Below are 17,212 nucleotides of genomic sequence, written 5' to 3' on the forward strand. Positions count from 1 at the left end.
GAATGAGCATGAATAATTTCTGGAAATTATTAAAGCACAAAAAGCGCCCGCAGGCGCTTTCTGGATATCAGGAATTTAGCTTAAGCTGCGCCGGGTACCAGCACCTGCGTGGCAATAATCACGATAATCAGCCCTACAATCACGGGGACGGAGGTGCGTTTGATCACTTCGAAAGGCGAGATTTTTGCCATCCCGGCAACGGCTACAACCACACCCGATACCGGCGAAATGGTGCGACCGAGGTTAGACGCCTGCAGCATGGGGATGGAGAGATAGGCCGGGTTAATGCCTGAGGAGTGAGCCAGTTTCGGGATCATCTCAACAAAGGCGTAGAACGGCGCGTTACCTGAACCGGTGGTCATGGCGGCGAGCATGGTCAGCACTACCAGAACCAGCATCAGGATAATACTGGCCGAGCCGAACGAGGTGGCGATGGAAATCAGGCTCTGAATAAAGCCGATGGTGCTCAGACCCTGGGCGAAGACGCCTGCTGCAACCAGCAGCATAACGACCCCTGCAAACGCATCCGCCATACCGCGATAGGCCACTTCCAGACCCGAGAAGACTTTCTGCGTGTTAAACCCACGCACAAACTCCAGCAGGGCGGCCAGCAGCATGCAGATCACCAGAATGGTGATGATGTGCAGCTGCGGGCCCCATTTACCGTCAAAAATAAGCACGCCAATAATAGGTGTGAACGGCAGAATGGCATAAAACGCCGGCGCGGTGGTGGTGATTTCACTCACGTCCAGCATCTCGTGGCTGATGTTCTCTTTCTTATCGAGATAGCGCTGCCAGAAGAAGTGCGCGATGCCCATGCCGACAATGGCGACGATAGAAATGGGCAGCGTGGTTTTGAACGCAAAGTCGATAAGCGACATCTCAGCGGCTTTGGCTGCGAGCACGACATCACCGGAGGTGGGGGAAAGAATAATGGCGGCCGGCGAGGCGCAAATCGCGGCGGCTGCGCCGCGGCTGATACCGACGTTAACCATAATCGGGAACAGGGTGGCCATTAACAGTACGCCAAGACCGGTTGCGGACGACACGGCAAGGGACATCAGGCAGGCAAGGAAATAGGCCGCGACCATCAGCAGATACGGGGAGTTAATGTACTGCAGCGGTTTGGACGCCAGTTTAACCACCATATCATTCGCGCCGATATGGGTCATGTACGCCGCAAAACCGCACAGCATCATGATCATCATACCCAGGTCGCCACCGCGGCTCATGAGCAGGATTTTAATGTATTCAACAATGTCAGTGGCGGTGTAGCCCGTACTGTCTGCGCTGGCCGGTAACACCTGATGGCCCATGATGGCGCTGATAATGAGCAGGGTTAGCCCGCCGACAAATAACACCCCTGTGGCCGAGTAACCTTTAATGATGTAGCGCGCTACACCGACAATGACGACGACTCCGATAAGGAGCTCGATAAACGTAAGCATGGTTTCCCCTGTATCCTTGCTGCCCGAGAGCACAAATAATCAATAAAAAAGAAGGATGAAATGTGCCGAATTAATGTTCTGTCCTTGCTGATTAAAATCAATAAACAGACTACTAAAGAAGATATTAACGGTATTTTTGCCATCGCCCCGGCATTTATCTCATGCGCATATTGACCGGTAGAGATATCACTATATGTCAATTAAATGATAATGGGTTGTTAAATATTTTGTGGGTTTAAATTCGCCGCAGAAAGAAAAGGCAAAAACCCTTTGGGAACTGGGTTTTTAATGGCTGCCGGCAGCCCTCCAGGACGGGCCCTGGAGACCGTCATTGCTGGCGTTGGTTGGATTGTCCAGCGTATTAAAGCCTAATAAAGGCTTACTTTTATTGTGCTTATTATGGCGTGAAGGTATGTTCCTCTCAGAATATTCCCAGGAAGACGCTGATTAATTAGGAATAACGCTGATGCTGTTAAGCTTTGATTAAACTATTTTATGGTAAACTTTGCCTCGAATACTAAGAATGGTAATTGCATTGTGATTGTACGTAATAAATTTTCCCTCATTTTGTTGTTTATTTTTGGGCAGTTAGCATTGTCGTCTGTTGCACACGCCGAGAGCAATGCAACCGATAAAGGCTGGTTCTCCACCTTCACTGATAATGTGTCGCAGACCTGGACTGCGCCAGAGCATTATGACCTGTATGTTCCGGCAATAACGTGGCATGCGCGTTTTGCCTATGACAAAGAAAAGACTGACAAATATAACGAGCGCCCGTGGGGGGCTGGTTTTGGTCAGTCGCGTTGGGACGAAAAAGGGAACTGGCATGGCATCTATCTGATGGCCTTTAAAGATTCCTTTAACAAATGGGAACCGATCGGGGGTTATGGCTGGGAGAAAACCTGGCGTCCGTTAGCCGATGAAAACTTCCATGTGGGGCTGGGCTACACCGCCGGTGTGACCGCACGCGACAACTGGAACTACATTCCGATTCCGGTGCTGCTGCCTCTGGCCTCTATCGGCTATGGTCCGGCAACGTTCCAGATGACCTATATCCCGGGGACATACAACAACGGTAACGTTTACTTCGCCTGGATGCGTTTTCAGTTTTAACTGAAAAAACGTCACGTGGTGGTGAAAAAAATGTGCAGCCGTTGATTCCGTTGAGATAAAAAACCGTCAGCAGAAATTAACGCGACTTTAGTCACTTTTTATCAAAGAACCGCTGGACAAAAGGTCCCACAATTGATGTACTGGTACCCGACACAGCATTTGTGTCGTTTTTTAATGTAAAGGTAATTTTGATGTCTAAGATTAAAGGTAACGTTAAGTGGTTTAATGAGTCCAAAGGATTCGGTTTCATTACTCCTGAAGATGGCAGCAAAGACGTGTTCGTACACTTCTCTGCAATCCAGTCTAATGGTTTCAAAACTCTGGCTGAAGGTCAGCGTGTAGAGTTCGAAATCACTAACGGTGCCAAAGGCCCTTCTGCTGCTAACGTAATCGCTCTGTAATTCAGACGCGTCAGCAAGAATTTCAAAACCCGCTCACTGAGCGGGTTTTTTTTCGCGTGGAATCAGCTAAGCAGATACATTTTGAGGAAGCTGGCAACGATCAGCACGCTCAACAACACCACACCTGCGCTCATCAGGTTCTGTTTCATTCTGTCACCCTCGTTCAGTATTGCGTTCAGAGTGACAGAGAAAAATTAAGCCAACATTAACGCAGCGTCTGTTAGTGCGTCGTGGCGGAAGAAAATAGCCAGAATGCGATCCCCGTCATCGCAAAGGAGCCGAGCATATTAATCGCAATGTTCATGAACGCCCAGCCGACACGCCCTTCCTGAAACAGGAAAACCACTTCCGCCGAGAACGTGGAGAAGGTGGTTAAACCGCCGCAAAAGCCGGTGGTAATCAATAGCTTCCACACGGGATCGATATGCGTCATACGGTTAAACCAGGCCAGCCCCACGCCAATAATGAAAGCACCTATCAGGTTAGCCGCCAGCGTACCCATTGGAATAGCCTGATGCAGGGGATTAAAACGCATACTCAAGAACCACCGCGCAACGCTACCCGTACCCCCACCAATAAAAACGGCTAAAAGTAGTTGTAACACTGTAAATACCTGCTATTTGATGTGTAAGAGTGGCGAGTTTAACGCGGTTTTTGCTGAGGGGACAAATATGTATGTTGCGGTAGGACAGTTTGCGGTTACGCCTGACTGGCAAGAGAATGCAGATAAATGTGTCTCTCTGATGAGGCAGGCCCGCCTGAAAGAAGCTTCCTTGCTGGTGCTGCCGGAGGCGCTGCTGGCAAGAGATGACAACGACCCGGACCTGTCGGTGAAGTCTGCCCAGCCCCTGGACGGCGGATTTTTACAGCACCTGCTGGCGGAAAGTGCGGGCAATGGTTTGACCACCCTCTTTACGGTGCATGTCCCCTCGACGGCAGGACGAGCGGTAAATACGCTCGTGGCCATCCGTGACGGCGCGATCGTTGCGCGCTATGCCAAACTCCATCTTTATGATGCCTTCAGCATTCAGGAATCGCGGCGGGTGGATCCGGGAGACAGCATCCCACCGCTGCTTGATGTCGATGGCTTTAAGATTGGGTTGATGACCTGCTACGACCTGCGTTTTCCTGAGCTGGCACTTACGCTCGCGTTAAAGGGGGCTGACGTGCTGGTTGTGCCTGCCGCGTGGGTCAAGGGGCCGCTTAAAGAGCATCACTGGGCAACGCTCCTTGCAGCGCGTGCGCTGGATACAACCTGTTATGTTGTGGCCTCGGGGGAGTGCGGCAATAAGAACATTGGGCAGAGCAGGGTGGTGGATCCGCTGGGGGTTACGATAGCCGCTGCGGCGGAGGCCCCGGCTTTGCTGATGACAGAGTTACAGCGGGAGAGGATTACGCTTACACGGCAGCAATTACCGGTTCTTCGCAACCGTCGGTTTGCGCCACCGCAATTATTGTGATGTTTTTTTCAACAATGCTTGATTCACCTTGTTACAGATTGCTATTGTGTGCACGCGTCAAATGACCGTTAATACAATCAGGTTTTTGGCGCTGAATGCAGCCTGGTTTATGTAAAGAAGGTATCTATGGGTGAGATTAGTATTACCAAACTGCTGGTGGTTGCCGCACTGGTCGTCCTGCTGTTTGGTACCAAGAAGTTACGCACGCTGGGTGGTGACCTGGGTGCCGCCATCAAAGGCTTTAAGAAAGCAATGAACGACGATGATGCGGCTGCGAAGAAAAGCGCCGAGGGTGACATCCCGGCAGAGAAGCTTTCTCACAAAGAGTAACGGCAATGCCTAAGTGCTTGCGAAAAAAAACCGGCTCAAGAGGCCGGTTTTTTTGTATTACTGTAAGTGAATATTACAGTCTTATTTCACTTCTTCGCCTTTTGCCTGCATATCGGCATGGTAAGAGGAGCGAACAAATGGGCCGCAGGCTGCGTGGGTAAAGCCCATCGCCAGCGCTTCGGCTTTCATCTCATCAAACTCATCCGGGCTCACGTAGCGCTGCACGGGCAGGTGGTGGCGGCTTGGCTGCAGATACTGTCCCAGCGTCAGCATGGTCACACCGTGGCGGCGCAGATCGCGCATCACTTCGATGATCTCAGCATTCGTTTCACCGAGACCAACCATCAGGCCTGACTTGGTGGGAATATGGGGATGCGCTTCTTTAAAACGCTCCAGCAGCTTCAGAGACCAGTTATAGTCCGCACCAGGACGTACCTGACGGTAGAGACGTGGCACGTTCTCCAGGTTGTGGTTAAACACGTCTGGTGGCGTCGCGGTCAGGATGTCCAGCGCGCGATCCATACGGCCGCGGAAGTCTGGAACCAGCGTCTCAATTTTGATGTTCGGGCTTTTCTCACGAATAGCGGTAATGCAGTCAGCGAAGTGCTGAGCACCGCCATCACGCAGATCGTCACGGTCAACGGAGGTAATAACGACATAACGCAGCGCCATATCGGCGATGGTCTGTGCCAGTTTCTGAGGTTCGTTAGCGTCGGGCGCTACCGGGCGGCCATGAGCCACATCGCAGAACGGGCAGCGGCGGGTACAGATGGCACCCAGAATCATAAACGTCGCGGTACCGTGATTGAAACATTCAGCAAGGTTCGGGCAAGAGGCTTCTTCACAGACGGAGTGAAGGCCGTTCTTGCGCATCGCCGCTTTGATCCCCTGGATACGCGAAGAGTCAGCCGGAAGTTTAATTTTCATCCATTCCGGTTTTCTTAACAGCGCTTCGCGCTCTGTAGCCACGTTTTTAACCGGGATAAGGGCCATTTTATCGGCATCGCGGTATTTAACACCGCGTTCCATCACAATGGGTTTACTCATAGCGTGCGTGTTCCAGTTGCGAATATCGAAGGAAAGCGTTTCTATTCAAGGGAATGTTGTATTTATCAACTATTTTTGAACGAACGACAGGCAGTATATCATTGAAACGGTCGGTAAAGCAGCCTGCCAGGTCGCCAATTTGTAAAATAGTTGTTGTTTTGTGCGTTTTGCCCGGCAGGGGGCAGGGGCTTGTGCTGTATCAACCTGTCAGAAAGCCTGGCGGATGACGCGGATAACGTTTTCCAGTACCGGATCGCGCAAGCTGAGTTTGTTGTAATGCAGTGAAATCTCGATAGATTCCGCATTGAGCTGGTTGAGAGGAATGCTCTCCAGCGGCCAACATTTACGCAGCAAGGTATACAGGCGCGAAGGCATGATGCAGAGCATATCGCTGCTGCCAATCAGGGAGGCAGTGGTGAACATATTGTAACTACTGAAGCTGATCTGGCGTTCGGGGAATATCTCATCGATTCGCTGACGCAGCGCATGGTTGGACTGTCCTTCGGTCATGAAAGACGAATGATCGTAGTTGCGCAGATTTTCAATGGTCAACGGCCCGCTCAGGGCGGGATGCTGCTGGCGGCACACCAGCACCAGGTTATCCGCATACAGGACATGTTGTCCGAGCGCTCGGGCGCTAAAGCTGCCGCTTTCTATAATCAGGTCGGTCTGAAACTGAGCAAGCTGAATATCAGGCTCGTTGAGCGGCACATTTCGCAGCAGGAGCTGGGGAACATGCTCTTTTATCGCCTGAAAAATAGCGGGCATCACCAGCACGCCGACAGACGGGGTGCAGCCGATAGTGATGGTTCTCTGTTTGTCATAGCTGCCGGTTAAATCCAGCGCACCCAGAATCGACTCCAGCCCCTGGCTGATGTACTCATGCAGATGGGTGGCGTAGGCCGTCGGCGTAACCCCCTGGCCCTTACGAATAAATAACGGGTCGGGAAATATAGCGCGCAGTTTTTGAATTGACTGGCTTATTGCTGAAGGCGTGAGATTAAGAATTTTCGCAGCATTAACGATACCCTTATGGACATATACTGCCTCAAAAATAGTCAACAAATTGAGATCAATATTACGTAAAGTCCGAAAAATTTGTGGCTTGTCCTCACCACCTGGGTCATTCAGTCGTTTGGCTGGTAAATTATTATACTCCACGCTTTCACTCCGTATACATTCACATTATGAATGATAGTTGAATTTATTTATTATGCTTGTAGAGATTCGTAAAGTGTTGGTTTTGTTTCACTTGTTTATCAAAAACAAACAGTTGTGTGATTATCACGCAAGTTACTTACGCCCTGTATGCAGTTCTGGCTGGAGGCTAAATAATATGTAGCGGTAATATTTGGGCGCTTCGAAAATATAGAATAAGCGGATTATTGTAAAGCGTAAAAGCGGTAAATAAACAGTGGCCCGTCAAATAATCGAGCCATGATGCATGATATATTAAGCAGTGATATATTCGTAAGATGGATTGTTAAGTAGGGCTAAAACGTTCTTCAAAAGCACAGGACGAATATTCTCTGGCGTTGCGCTTTCAACCCACTGGCGCATTTGCGTCATCTCCATTCCGGCGTAGCCGCAGGGGTTTATGCGCTGGAAAGGGGTAAGATCCATATTAATATTCAGTGCCAGCCCGTGGAAGGAGCAGCCTTTGCGGATACGCAGCCCCAGTGAGCAAATCTTACTTTCTCCCACATAGACGCCCGGCGCATCGGCACGCGGATGGGCTTCAATACCGTATTCCGCCAGCGTGTTAACCACGGTTTGTTCCAGCAGGGTAACCAGTTCGCGAACGCCGAGCTTTCTGCGCTTCAGGTTCAGCAGAACGTACATCACCTGCTGCCCGGGCCCATGGTACGTGACCTGCCCACCGCGATCGCTTTGGATTACCGGGATATCACCCGTCATCAATAAATGTTCCGCTTTTCCCGCCTGTCCCTGTGTAAATACCGGCAGGTGTTCGACCAGCCAGATCTCATCAGGGGTGGTGTCATCGCGTGAATCGGTGAAATCATGCATGGCCTGGGAGACAGGCTCGTAAGGTTGCAGCCCGAGATGACGGACAAGAATTTTATCCTGATACAAAAGGACGTCTCCGAAGACGAGGGACAAAAGGTGAGGGAGAGTATATCACAAGCGGGGAGGCGGGTTACCCGGCAAACCGGGTAACCGCAGAGGGACTACAGCACCATACGAACAATTTCGATATTGCCGAGCTCTTCGTACAGCGTCTCAACCTGCTCAATGTGGGTTGCGGTAATGGTAATGGATACCGAGTGGTAGTTGCCCTTGCTGCTTGGTTTTACTGACGGAGAGTAGTCACCCGGCGCATGGCGCTGTACCACTTCAACCACCTGATCAACCAGCTCAGGTTTCGCCAGACCCATTACTTTGTAGGTAAACGGGGTAGGGAATTCAAGCAGTTCGTTAAGTTTGGTTTTCATGTCAGCTCCGGCGTAACGTCAAAAAGAATAACTCCCACGACAGGTGGGAGTTATCAGGATATCTAGTATATGGGGATCAAAATCACACTTTCAAGTGTTCAATTTTTAGCCAAACCAGTGATGGAACATCAATTTAATGTAATCAATGATTTTGCCGAAGAAATTGCCTTCCGGGATTTCTTGCAGAACAACCAGCGGACGCTGATCGATGGTTTTACCATCCAGCTGGAAGTTGATGGTGCCCACCACCTGGTTTTTCTGCAGTGGCGCGTGCAGCTCAGTGGTGTTCAGCACGTAGCTGGCTTTCAGATCTTTCATGCGACCACGAGGAATGGTCAGGTACAGATCTTTATCCACGCCAAGGGAAGCACGGTCGTTATCACCGAACCAGACTGGCTCAGAAGCAAACTCTTTACCGGCTTTCAACGGGTTCACGGTTTCGAAGAAACGGAAGCCCCAGGTCAGCAGTTTCTTGCTTTCCGTCTCACGACCTTTGAAGGTACGACCGCCCATCACGGCAGAGATCAGACGCATCTGACCTTCGGTGGCAGAAGCAACCAGGTTGTAGCCAGCTTTATCGGTATGGCCAGTTTTGATGCCGTCAACGTTCAGGCTGTTATCCCACAGCAGGCCGTTACGGTTGGTCTGACGGATACCGTTGAAGGTGAACTCTTTCTCTTTATAGATGGAGTATTCGTTCGGCACGTCACGGATCAGCGCCTGACCAATCAACGCCATATCACGTGCGGAGCTGTACTGACCATCTGCGTCCAGACCATGTACGGTCTGGAAATGGCTGTTCTTCAGACCCAGCGCGGTGACGTAGCTGTTCATCAGACCGACGAAGGCATCCTGGCTTCCTGCGGCGAAATCGGCCATTGCCACGCACGCATCGTTACCGGATTGCAGGTTAATACCACGGATCAGCTGAGAAACAGGAACCTGCATGCCCGGTTTCAGGAACATCAATGATGAACCTTTAAATACCGGGTTGCCGGTTGCCCACGCATCGTTACCGATGGTGACCAGATCCGTTTCTTTGAACTTCCCTGCTTTCATGGCCTGGCCGATAACGTAGCTGGTCATCATTTTGGTCAGGCTGGCCGGATCGCGGCGGGCGTCGGCATTCTGTTCAGCCAGCACTTTGCCAGAGTTGTAGTCGATCAGGATATACGATTCCGCGTCGATTTGCGGAACGCCAGGGATCATGGTCTTGATATTCAGGTCATCGGCGTGAGCTGCAGAGAGAGCAGTTGCGCAAAGGGCCGTGGTCAGCGCCATGCGCTGCACAAAACGAGCAGAAAAAGTGGTCTTCATGGTCAGAACAACGACATCCGTGATGGAATTAAAAAAAGTGCCTTACTATAGCAAATGCTATTCAGGCAGGCATCCGACTTTAAGCATGAGTTTGTGAATGTGTTTTACACAAATTGACACTTTGGATGCCGCCAGTTCATTATTTCGCAACAGCGATAAATGATTGTAGTTGGGCTTCATTTTGCAGGCGCTGCTGCAGAGACGCTGCCTGCGATTTGCTGGCAAACGGCCCCATCTGAATACGCCATACTGCGCCGTTTTGCGCAACGCGTCCCGGAACACCAAACTGCTGGCTCAGACGCTGTTGATACTGCTGCGCACGGGCCTGATCGCTTACCGCCCCAACCTGAACCACAAAGCCGCCACTGGCCGCCGCTGGAGCCGCAACCGGTGTGCTTTGCGCCGTCGCCGGAGCCGTTACGGGCGCAGGCTCTGTGGCAGGAGCGGCAACAGGAGCCGGTGCTGGCGTTGGTTCGCTGCCTTCCAGCACGCCGGTGGCTAACGTTGTCGGCGCGCCCAGGAAGCCGCTACTCTTTACCGGCGCACCCGTCGTGTCTTCGCTCTGCAGCGTATCATTGCTGATTGGGCGCACTTCTCCTGCTGGCTGAGAAGGCTCTGCCGGAGAAGAGACGCTTCCCATGCCGCCGTCCAGGTTCGGGCGGTCGGGAAGGGCGTAAGTCTGTTTCGCCACCGTCGTACACGCGGTACCTGGCCCGGAGAGGGTGCCATCCTGCGCCACGATAATCGGGTCAATACGGACTTTGGTATTGTTCGAGGTGTTCAGGCGGTCTGCAGCCGCGCGTGACAGGGAGATCACCCGGTCGTTACCGTAGGGACCACGATCGTTAATGCGTACCACGATCATACGACCATTCGCCAGGTTGGTGATACGGGCGTAGCTCGGGACAGGCAGGGTCGGGTGAGCCGCCGTCAGTTGCATCGGATCGAACGCTTCGCCGGTCGCCGTCAGGTTGCTGCCTGGCTCGGCATCATAAATGGCGGCAAAGCCAGCCTGGCTAAAGCGGGAGGGATCCTGAATAATTTTGTAGCTTTTGCCGTCGCGCTCGTAATCCTGATTCGCGCTGGCATTGAGCGGTTCATAAACGGGATCGGCACCGCTGATTTCAACGATCGGGCCATTACAAACCGCAGGCTGCGGCGGCGCGACGGTTGCCTGTTGCTGACCATCATCACTTGTGCAGGCCGCAAGTAAACTTGCCGCAATGCAGATCCCCAGCCACTGCTTACGCATTCCGATCCCCTTATTTTTATACGCTTTTTGACAACATTTTTCTGTGGGTATGGATCGACATCACGATACCAAACCCGGCCATCAACACGATCAGTGCCGAGCCTCCGTAGCTCACCAGCGGGAGCGGGACGCCAACAACCGGCAGAATACCACTCACCATACCAATATTTACGAAGACATAAACGAATAAAATCAGCATCAACCCGCCTGCCATCACGCGGCCAAAGGTGGTTTGCGCACGCGCGGCGATCCACAGCCCTCGCATAATCAACAGCACATACAGCGCCAGCAGAATCAGGATGCCAACCAGGCCCAGCTCTTCCGCCAGAACCGCAAAGATAAAGTCGGTGTGGCGTTCCGGTAAGAACTCCAGCTGGGACTGGGTGCCGTGCAGCCAGCCTTTACCGCGCAGGCCGCCGGAACCGATCGCAATCTTGGACTGAATAATATGATAGCCCGCACCCAGCGGATCGGTTTCCGGATCGAGCAGCATCATGACGCGTTGTCGCTGGTAATCATGCATCAGGAAGAACCAGAGAATCGGGATGAACGCTGCCACCAGCACGACTGCAATGCCAATCAGACGCCAGCTTAAACCCGACAGGAACAGGACAAACAGGCCGGAGAGGGCGATAAGAATCGAGGTGCCGAGGTCAGGCTGCGCCGCAACCAGCAGCGTCGGCAGGAAAATCAGCACCAGCGCAATGGCGGTATTTTTCAGTGAAGGCGGGCAGACGTCACGGTTAATAAAACGCGCCACCATCAAGGGAACCGCTATTTTGGCTATTTCAGAGGGCTGGAAGCGGACAACGCCCAGATCCAGCCAGCGCTGCGCGCCTTTAGAGATGGCCCCAAAGGCATCTACCGCAACCAGCAGCACAATACAGAATATGTACAGATACGGTGCCCAGCCTTCATAGACCCGCGGCGGGATCTGCGCCATGACCACCATAATGACCAGACCCATCGCGATCTGGCCGATTTTGCGCTCCATCATGCCGATGTCCTGGCCGCTGGCGCTCCAGATAACCAGGGCGCTGTAAACCAGCAGAGCCAGCAGGATCAGCAGCATGGCTGGGTCGATGTGGATTTTATCCCACAGCGATTTTTTATTTGGATTATCCGTCATGATTATTGGTCCTCCGCCGCAGCGGCGGCCGGGTTTTCAGCCGGCAGTTCGGTGTTGTTATCACCCAGCATAATGTGGTCGAGGATCTGGCGCATGATGGTCCCCACGGCCGGACCTGCGCCGCCGTTTTCCAGAATCATCGCCACCGCAACCTGCGGGTTATCATAAGGGGCAAAGGCCGTCATCAGCTTATGGTCACGCAGACGTTCAGCAATGCGGTGCGCGTTATAGGTTTCATTGGCTTTCAGACCGAAGACCTGCGCAGTACCGGATTTGGCGGCCACTTTATACGGTGTGCCGGCGAAATACTTATGTGCGGTCCCGTTCGGGCGGTTCGCCACGCCGTACATACCGTCTTTGGCAATTTCCCAGTAACCGGAATGAATGTCACCCACCGGGGCTTCATGCGGCTGGATCCACGGCACTTTTTTGCCGTCTTCAACCGTACTTTGCAGCAGGTGCGGAACTTTCACTACGCCATCGTTGATGAGGATCATCATCGCTTTGTTCATCTGAATCGGGGTCGCCGTCCAGTAGCCCTGACCGATACCCACCGGAATGGTATCACCCTGATACCACGGCTTCTTAAAGCGCTTCAGCTTCCACTCACGGGTTGGCATGTTACCGGAACGTTCTTCTGAAAGGTCAACGCCGGTGTAATGCCCATAGCCGAATTTGCTCATCCACTCTGACAGGCGGTCAATGCCCATGTCATACGCAACCTGGTAGAAGAAGGTATCCGCAGACTCTTCCAGCGATTTGGTAACGTTGAGGTGACCATGGCCCCATTTTTTCCAGTCGCGATAGCGTTTTTCAGAGCCTGGTAATTGCCACCAGCCCGGGTCAAACAGACTGGTATTGCGGTTGATGACGCCCGCGCTCAGCGCAGAGACCGCCACGTACGGTTTTACCGTTGACGCTGGCGGGTAAACCCCTTGTGTGGCGCGGTTCACCAGCGGCGTATTCGGGTCATTGAGCAGACCGGAATAGTCTTTGCTGGAGATACCATCGACAAAGAGGTTCGGGTCGTAGCTTGGCATGGACACCATCGCCAGAATGCCGCCGGAACGCGGATCGGTGACGACAACGGCAGCACGGCTGCCCGCCAGTAAGGTTTCAATATACTGCTGCAGCTTGAGGTCGAGCGTCAGGTAGACGTCATGCCCCGCCTGCGGTGGCACTTCTTTGAGCTGGCGAATGACGCGGCCACGGTTGTTAACTTCAACCTCTTCATAGCCGGTCTGCCCGTGTAGGACATCTTCGTAGTAGCGTTCGATCCCCAGCTTACCGATATCGTGCGTCGCCGCGTAGTTCGCCAGTTTGCCGTCTTTATCGAGGCGTTCAACGTCTTTATCGTTGATCTTGGAAACGTAACCAATGACATGCGTCAGCGCGGAACCGTAAGGGTAGTAGCGACGCTTGTAACCTTTCACTTCCACGCCGGGAAAACGATACTGGTTCACGGCAAAGCGGGCCACCTGGACTTCCGTCAGGTTCGTTTTAACCGGGATTGAGGTGAAACGGTGGGAGCGAGCACGCTCTTTTTTGAACGCGGCGATATCATCGTCGGTCAGATCGACAACGCCTTTTAGCGCTTCAAGCGTATCCTGCACATTATCGACTTTTTCCGGCATCATTTCGATTTGATAAATGGTGCGGTTTAACGCCAGCGGAGTGCCGTTACGGTCGTAGATAATGCCGCGGCTGGGCGCGATGGGCACCAGCTTGATACGGTTTTCGTTTGAACGCGTCTGATAATCGGTAAAGCGGACAATTTGCAGATTATAGAGGTTGGCGATCAGCACGCCGGTAAGCAGCAAAATCCCCGTAAAGGCGACCAGCGCCCGGCGCACAAACAGCGCGGACTCAGCCGTATAGTCGCGAAAAGAATTCTGTAGTTTCATCCGCTGCTTAATCTACCCTGGTCAGTCACTACTCGCGGTGATATGGGTGGTTGGTAGTAATGCTCCACGCGCGATACAGGCTTTCTGCCACCAGTACCCGAACGAGCGGGTGGGGAAGCGTCAGCGCGGAGAGAGACCAACTTTGTTCTGCCGCCGCTTTGCAGGCAGGAGATAACCCTTCAGGCCCGCCAATCAACAGACTGACGTCACGACCATCCTGCTTCCAGCGCTCCAGTTCGTGCGCCAGCTGCGGCGTATCCCAGGGTTTACCTGGAATATCGAGGGTGACGATGCGGTTTTTGCCTGCGGCAGCCAGCATCAGCTCTCCCTCTTTATCGAGAATACGTTTGATATCGGCGTTCTTGCCGCGTTTCCCGGCGGGAATTTCCACCAGTTCGAACGGCATGTCTTTTGGAAAACGACGCAGATATTCAGTAAAACCGGTTTGTACCCAGTCCGGCATTTTGGTGCCGACGGCGACCAGTTGCAACTTCACGCATTAACCCCAGAGTTTTTCCAGCTCATACAGGCGACGGCTCTCTTCCTGCATGACATGGACAATCACATCGCCGAGATCGACAACCACCCAGTCAGCGGTCGCTTCACCTTCAACGCCAAGCGGTAACAGGCCTGCTGCACGCGATTCCTGAACAACGTGGTCGGCAATCGAAACAACATGACGCGTTGAAGTACCGGTGCAGATAATCATGCAGTCGGTGATGGTGGATTTACCCTTAACGTCGATAGCGATGATGTCCTGACCTTTCAGGTCATCAATTTTGTCGATAACAAAATCCTGGAGTGCTTTACCCTGCAAGTTTTCCCCCTGGGGTGAATGAGATTGTATAACTATGAATTCGTGGCCAGACAGTATACCTGAACTGACGCCAGTGTCGGGACAAATGTCTCCGGCCGGGCTTTTGAAGGCGGGTATCATCCCACCCTCCGCCTGAGATTGCATCGCCATTTTTGTAAAACAATTTCTGTAAAGCAATGATCGGCGGGAAAGTCTGGCAGCGGAGGATAACAGTATGGCTTAACCTGTCAAGGCAGGATAATCATTACGCCGCTTTTTCATGCGCCCCCGCTATGCGTCTGCGCTTTTCTGATACAACCCATGCGCGTGAATGTAGTCCAGCACAGCTGATGGCAGCAGATCGTCACAGGCTAATCCCTGCTGCAGGCGCTCGCGAATGAGGGTCGCAGAAATATCGAACCACGGCGTCTCTGCCAGATAAATCTTCCCGGCAGGCTGGTTGTGCAACTCTTCAATATTGTCTGTGAGATGCGCCTCAAGCCACTGCTGGTACTGCTCTTCTCGCATGGTCAGCGGATAGCCCGGACGGCGACAGACAAGCAGGTGGCTGTTTTCCAGAATCGTTTCATACTGGTGCCAGGTGGGAAAATTGAGCAGGGAGTCCTGACCAATAATAAAGGCCAGCGGCGTGTCCGGCCCTTGCTCGGCTCGCCACTCCTGCAGCGTTTGCGACGTCCAGGACGGTGTGTCGCGGCGCAGTTCTCGCTCATCAAGGCTAAAAAGCGGTTTATCCGCGATGGCCAGAGTGAGCATCTCTTTTCTTTGCTCGCTGCTCGCCTCAGGTTGCGGACGGTGTGGCGGCACATTATTGGGCATGATGATTACGCGCTGAAGGCCGATCAGATTCGCCAGAATTTCAACCGGCTTCAGATGTCCGTAATGGACCGGATCGAAGGTGCCACCGTACAGGGCCTGTAAAGAATGCATACTATCCATCGATAAATACGTCTGCCAGCGCCTTATGGCAGAGCAGCAGAGAGAGACTTTCCAGCTCCGCCCAGACCGACTGACCATAATCTTGTTTCAACGTAAGCTCAGCGCGCATCAGAAGCTGCACGGCCTGACGCAGCTGTTCATGACTCAGGCGGTTGATGGCCTCGGTGGTCATCGCCCGACGGTTTTGCCACACCCGATGTTTATCAAACAGCGAACGTAATGGCGTATGTGCAGACTGACGCTTGAGCGTAATCAGCAGTAATAATTCACGCTGAAGGGTGCGCAGCAAAATAACCGGTTCGCTACCTTCCAGGCGCAGCTGTTGCAATATATGCAGGGCGCGTTTGCTTTTCGCTGCCAGCAGCGCATCCACCCAGTGGAAGGGCGTAAAGTGCGCGGCATCGTTAACGGCCTGCTCCACGCGTGGCAGTGTCAGCTTACCGTCTGGCCAGAGCAGGGAGAGCCTGTCCAGCGCCTGCGCCAGTGCCAGCAGGTTGCCTTCATAGCAGTAACAGAGGAGCTGGTTTGCGGCGTCGTCCAGCTGAAGATTGTTTTGCTTCGCTCTTGTCGCGACCCATTTTGGCAGATGGGCTTGCTCAGGCGTCTGACAGGTCACCATAACCGCATTGGCCGCGAGCTGGGTAAACCAGGCCGCGTTTTCCTGCGCTTTGGTGAGCTTGTTGCCGCGCACAATAAACAGCAGATCGCTGTGCAGCAGACTGACCAGTGTTGCCAGCTGTTCATTGATGGCCGCGTTAGGGCCATTTTCCGGCAGCAGGATCTGGATGGTCTGGCGCGATGCGAAGAGGCTCATCGCCTGGCAAAGCGAGAAGAGGGCATTCCAGTCGGTGTTGTTATCCAGTTGGACGGTGTGGTGTTCATCAAAGCCCTGAGCGGCCGCCGCCTGTCGGACGGCATCCAGGCTTTCCTGAAGTAATAACGGATCGTTTCCGAGAAGCAGATACGCCGCGCGCAGCCCTTCATTGAGCTGCGCGCGGAGTTGTTCAGGATACAGCCTGATCATCAGTTACCCATGGAGGCAGAAACAGGAGGCGTGTTGGCATCCGGTTTTTCGATGATGTCAGAACCCTGTTTCGTTGACGCGGCAACGCCCGGCAGTTTACGGATCAGCTGCTCTGCGGCCTTATCGTACATTTCGTTAATGATAATCTGCTGCTCGGCGTCTTTTGCCAGAGCCGTCTGCGGGTTATCGAAGAACGAACGGTACACTTTCGTGCTGATTGGGTAGATGTCTTTACCCGGGATCAGAACGGCGGCATTAACCGACAGGACCATCTGATACTCTGCGGTACGGCCGTCCTGGAAAATGGACGCCGTGTCTTTGGCTAAGGTTGAGCCCAGAACGCGCAGGGATGGAACATCCTGACGTAACGTCCCTTTCTCAATCAACTCAACATCGTTAAGCCGCAGCTGGTTTCGAATTGCCCGGCTGAGTGGACCATTCGGATCCGATGAGTCGAAAATCATCGTTTTCATTTCAGCAGGCACTGCCGTGGTATTGCGCAGATGCCAGCCACAACCAGCGGTGACAAGCACCGCCAGAGATAAGAGTATTGTTGCCAGTTGTCGCACGTTTCCTCCCGC

The 17,212-nt window shown here is 53.0% G+C and carries 19 protein-coding genes; 4 read left to right on the plus strand and 15 right to left on the minus strand.

The features are described from left to right. Nucleotides 1–80 precede the first annotated feature (80 nt). Nucleotides 81–1,448 carry an anaerobic C4-dicarboxylate transporter DcuC gene (gene dcuC / locus AB6731_RS10450; RefSeq protein WP_020885003.1) on the minus strand — a complete coding sequence of 456 codons (1,368 nt, stop codon included), beginning with the start codon at nucleotides 1,446–1,448 and terminating at the stop codon, nucleotides 81–83. A 495-nt stretch (nucleotides 1,449–1,943) separates the two neighbouring features. Here dcuC and pagP point away from each other — a divergent pair, with 495 nt between their 5' ends. Together pagP and cspE are read left to right on the plus strand one after the other, a co-directional pair. Further along, nucleotides 1,944–2,561 carry a lipid IV(A) palmitoyltransferase PagP gene (pagP, locus tag AB6731_RS10455; RefSeq protein WP_155964414.1) on the plus strand — a complete coding sequence of 206 codons (618 nt, stop codon included), beginning with the start codon at nucleotides 1,944–1,946 and terminating at the stop codon, nucleotides 2,559–2,561. A gap of 191 nt (nucleotides 2,562–2,752) precedes the next feature. Further along, the gene (gene cspE, locus AB6731_RS10460; RefSeq protein ID WP_002439184.1) at nucleotides 2,753–2,962 is read left to right on the plus strand and encodes a transcription antiterminator/RNA stability regulator CspE; all 210 of its coding nucleotides are present in this window, start codon (nucleotides 2,753–2,755) and stop codon (nucleotides 2,960–2,962) included. A 220-nt stretch (nucleotides 2,963–3,182) separates the two neighbouring features. On the opposite strand, the gene crcB is transcribed toward cspE, so the two are convergent. Then, nucleotides 3,183–3,566 carry a fluoride efflux transporter CrcB gene (gene crcB / locus AB6731_RS10465; RefSeq protein WP_151712014.1) on the minus strand — a complete coding sequence of 128 codons (384 nt, stop codon included), beginning with the start codon at nucleotides 3,564–3,566 and terminating at the stop codon, nucleotides 3,183–3,185. Nucleotides 3,567–3,633: 67 nt separating this feature from the next. Between crcB and AB6731_RS10470 the strand changes: the two genes are divergently transcribed. Together AB6731_RS10470 and tatE are read left to right on the plus strand one after the other, a co-directional pair. Further along, nucleotides 3,634–4,422: a deaminated glutathione amidase gene (locus tag AB6731_RS10470; protein WP_371006337.1), complete on the plus strand. Its 789-nt coding sequence runs from the start codon at nucleotides 3,634–3,636 to the stop codon at nucleotides 4,420–4,422. Between the two features lie 126 nt (nucleotides 4,423–4,548). Beyond that, the gene (gene tatE, locus AB6731_RS10475; RefSeq protein WP_014169112.1) at nucleotides 4,549–4,752 is read left to right on the plus strand and encodes a twin-arginine translocase subunit TatE; all 204 of its coding nucleotides are present in this window, start codon (nucleotides 4,549–4,551) and stop codon (nucleotides 4,750–4,752) included. A gap of 81 nt (nucleotides 4,753–4,833) precedes the next feature. Here tatE and lipA read toward each other — a convergent pair whose 3' ends face one another. The 13 genes from lipA to lptE form a co-directional block, all read right to left on the minus strand. Then, nucleotides 4,834–5,799 (minus strand): lipoyl synthase, encoded by a 966-nt coding sequence (lipA, locus tag AB6731_RS10480; RefSeq protein ID WP_025204675.1) that lies wholly within the window; start codon nucleotides 5,797–5,799, stop codon nucleotides 4,834–4,836. A 207-nt stretch (nucleotides 5,800–6,006) separates the two neighbouring features. Then, on the minus strand, nucleotides 6,007–6,960 hold the full coding sequence (locus tag AB6731_RS10485) for a YbeF family transcriptional regulator (RefSeq protein ID WP_020885001.1): 954 nt from the start codon (nucleotides 6,958–6,960) through the stop codon (nucleotides 6,007–6,009). Between the two features lie 291 nt (nucleotides 6,961–7,251). Then, nucleotides 7,252–7,893 (minus strand): lipoyl(octanoyl) transferase LipB, encoded by a 642-nt coding sequence (lipB, locus tag AB6731_RS10490; protein ID WP_020885000.1) that lies wholly within the window; start codon nucleotides 7,891–7,893, stop codon nucleotides 7,252–7,254. Nucleotides 7,894–7,988: 95 nt separating this feature from the next. Then, nucleotides 7,989–8,252, minus strand: a complete 264-nt coding sequence (gene ybeD / locus AB6731_RS10495) for a DUF493 family protein YbeD (protein ID WP_003858718.1) — start codon at nucleotides 8,250–8,252, stop codon at nucleotides 7,989–7,991. Nucleotides 8,253–8,357: 105 nt separating this feature from the next. Continuing rightward, nucleotides 8,358–9,569 (minus strand): D-alanyl-D-alanine carboxypeptidase DacA, encoded by a 1,212-nt coding sequence (dacA, locus tag AB6731_RS10500; protein WP_014169116.1) that lies wholly within the window; start codon nucleotides 9,567–9,569, stop codon nucleotides 8,358–8,360. Nucleotides 9,570–9,708: 139 nt separating this feature from the next. Beyond that, nucleotides 9,709–10,821, minus strand: coding sequence for an endolytic peptidoglycan transglycosylase RlpA (gene rlpA, locus AB6731_RS10505; protein ID WP_250368697.1), 1,113 nt, complete (start codon nucleotides 10,819–10,821; stop codon nucleotides 9,709–9,711). A gap of 16 nt (nucleotides 10,822–10,837) precedes the next feature. Next, nucleotides 10,838–11,950: a peptidoglycan glycosyltransferase MrdB gene (mrdB, locus tag AB6731_RS10510; protein ID WP_014169118.1), complete on the minus strand. Its 1,113-nt coding sequence runs from the start codon at nucleotides 11,948–11,950 to the stop codon at nucleotides 10,838–10,840. A gap of 2 nt (nucleotides 11,951–11,952) precedes the next feature. Continuing rightward, nucleotides 11,953–13,854: a peptidoglycan DD-transpeptidase MrdA gene (gene mrdA / locus AB6731_RS10515; RefSeq protein ID WP_014169119.1), complete on the minus strand. Its 1,902-nt coding sequence runs from the start codon at nucleotides 13,852–13,854 to the stop codon at nucleotides 11,953–11,955. A gap of 28 nt (nucleotides 13,855–13,882) precedes the next feature. Further along, nucleotides 13,883–14,350, minus strand: coding sequence for a 23S rRNA (pseudouridine(1915)-N(3))-methyltransferase RlmH (gene rlmH, locus AB6731_RS10520; RefSeq protein ID WP_003858701.1), 468 nt, complete (start codon nucleotides 14,348–14,350; stop codon nucleotides 13,883–13,885). Between the two features lie 3 nt (nucleotides 14,351–14,353). Beyond that, nucleotides 14,354–14,671: a ribosome silencing factor gene (gene rsfS, locus AB6731_RS10525; RefSeq protein WP_047743933.1), complete on the minus strand. Its 318-nt coding sequence runs from the start codon at nucleotides 14,669–14,671 to the stop codon at nucleotides 14,354–14,356. Nucleotides 14,672–14,941: 270 nt separating this feature from the next. Further along, complete coding sequence (gene nadD / locus AB6731_RS10530; RefSeq protein WP_272755998.1) at nucleotides 14,942–15,607, minus strand: nicotinate-nucleotide adenylyltransferase; 666 nt, start codon at nucleotides 15,605–15,607, stop codon at nucleotides 14,942–14,944. Then, on the minus strand, nucleotides 15,600–16,631 hold the full coding sequence (gene holA / locus AB6731_RS10535) for a DNA polymerase III subunit delta (RefSeq protein WP_040016926.1): 1,032 nt from the start codon (nucleotides 16,629–16,631) through the stop codon (nucleotides 15,600–15,602). The genes nadD and holA overlap by 8 nt, the downstream gene beginning before the upstream one ends. Further along, nucleotides 16,631–17,200, minus strand: a complete 570-nt coding sequence (lptE, locus tag AB6731_RS10540; RefSeq protein WP_121340095.1) for an LPS assembly lipoprotein LptE — start codon at nucleotides 17,198–17,200, stop codon at nucleotides 16,631–16,633. Before lptE ends, holA begins: the two co-directional genes overlap by 1 nt. Nucleotides 17,201–17,212: the final 12 nt, after the last annotated feature.

It is taken from the genome of Enterobacter sp. RCC_40, assembly GCF_041360735.1.
Classification (GTDB): Bacteria; Pseudomonadota; Gammaproteobacteria; order Enterobacterales; family Enterobacteriaceae; genus Enterobacter; species Enterobacter ludwigii.

Excerpts from the sequence above, each read along its gene's own strand:
- tatE (WP_014169112.1), top strand. The coding sequence starts at position 4,549 with ATGGGTGAGATTAGTATTACCAAACTGCTGGTGGTTGCCGCACTGGTC.
- AB6731_RS10470 (WP_371006337.1), top strand. The coding sequence starts at position 3,634 with ATGTATGTTGCGGTAGGACAGTTTGCGGTTACGCCTGACTGGCAAGAG.
- holA (WP_040016926.1), bottom strand. The coding sequence starts at position 16,631 with ATGATCAGGCTGTATCCTGAACAACTCCGCGCGCAGCTCAATGAAGGG.
- nadD (WP_272755998.1), bottom strand. The coding sequence starts at position 15,607 with ATGGATAGTATGCATTCTTTACAGGCCCTGTACGGTGGCACCTTCGAT.
- mrdB (WP_014169118.1), bottom strand. The coding sequence starts at position 11,950 with ATGACGGATAATCCAAATAAAAAATCGCTGTGGGATAAAATCCACATC.
- lipA (WP_025204675.1), bottom strand. The coding sequence starts at position 5,799 with ATGAGTAAACCCATTGTGATGGAACGCGGTGTTAAATACCGCGATGCC.
- dacA (WP_014169116.1), bottom strand. The coding sequence starts at position 9,569 with ATGAAGACCACTTTTTCTGCTCGTTTTGTGCAGCGCATGGCGCTGACC.
- rlpA (WP_250368697.1), bottom strand. The coding sequence starts at position 10,821 with ATGCGTAAGCAGTGGCTGGGGATCTGCATTGCGGCAAGTTTACTTGCG.
- mrdA (WP_014169119.1), bottom strand. The coding sequence starts at position 13,854 with ATGAAACTACAGAATTCTTTTCGCGACTATACGGCTGAGTCCGCGCTG.
- dcuC (WP_020885003.1), bottom strand. The coding sequence starts at position 1,448 with ATGCTTACGTTTATCGAGCTCCTTATCGGAGTCGTCGTCATTGTCGGT.
- cspE (WP_002439184.1), top strand. The coding sequence starts at position 2,753 with ATGTCTAAGATTAAAGGTAACGTTAAGTGGTTTAATGAGTCCAAAGGA.
- pagP (WP_155964414.1), top strand. The coding sequence starts at position 1,944 with ATGGTAAACTTTGCCTCGAATACTAAGAATGGTAATTGCATTGTGATT.
- ybeD (WP_003858718.1), bottom strand. The coding sequence starts at position 8,252 with ATGAAAACCAAACTTAACGAACTGCTTGAATTCCCTACCCCGTTTACC.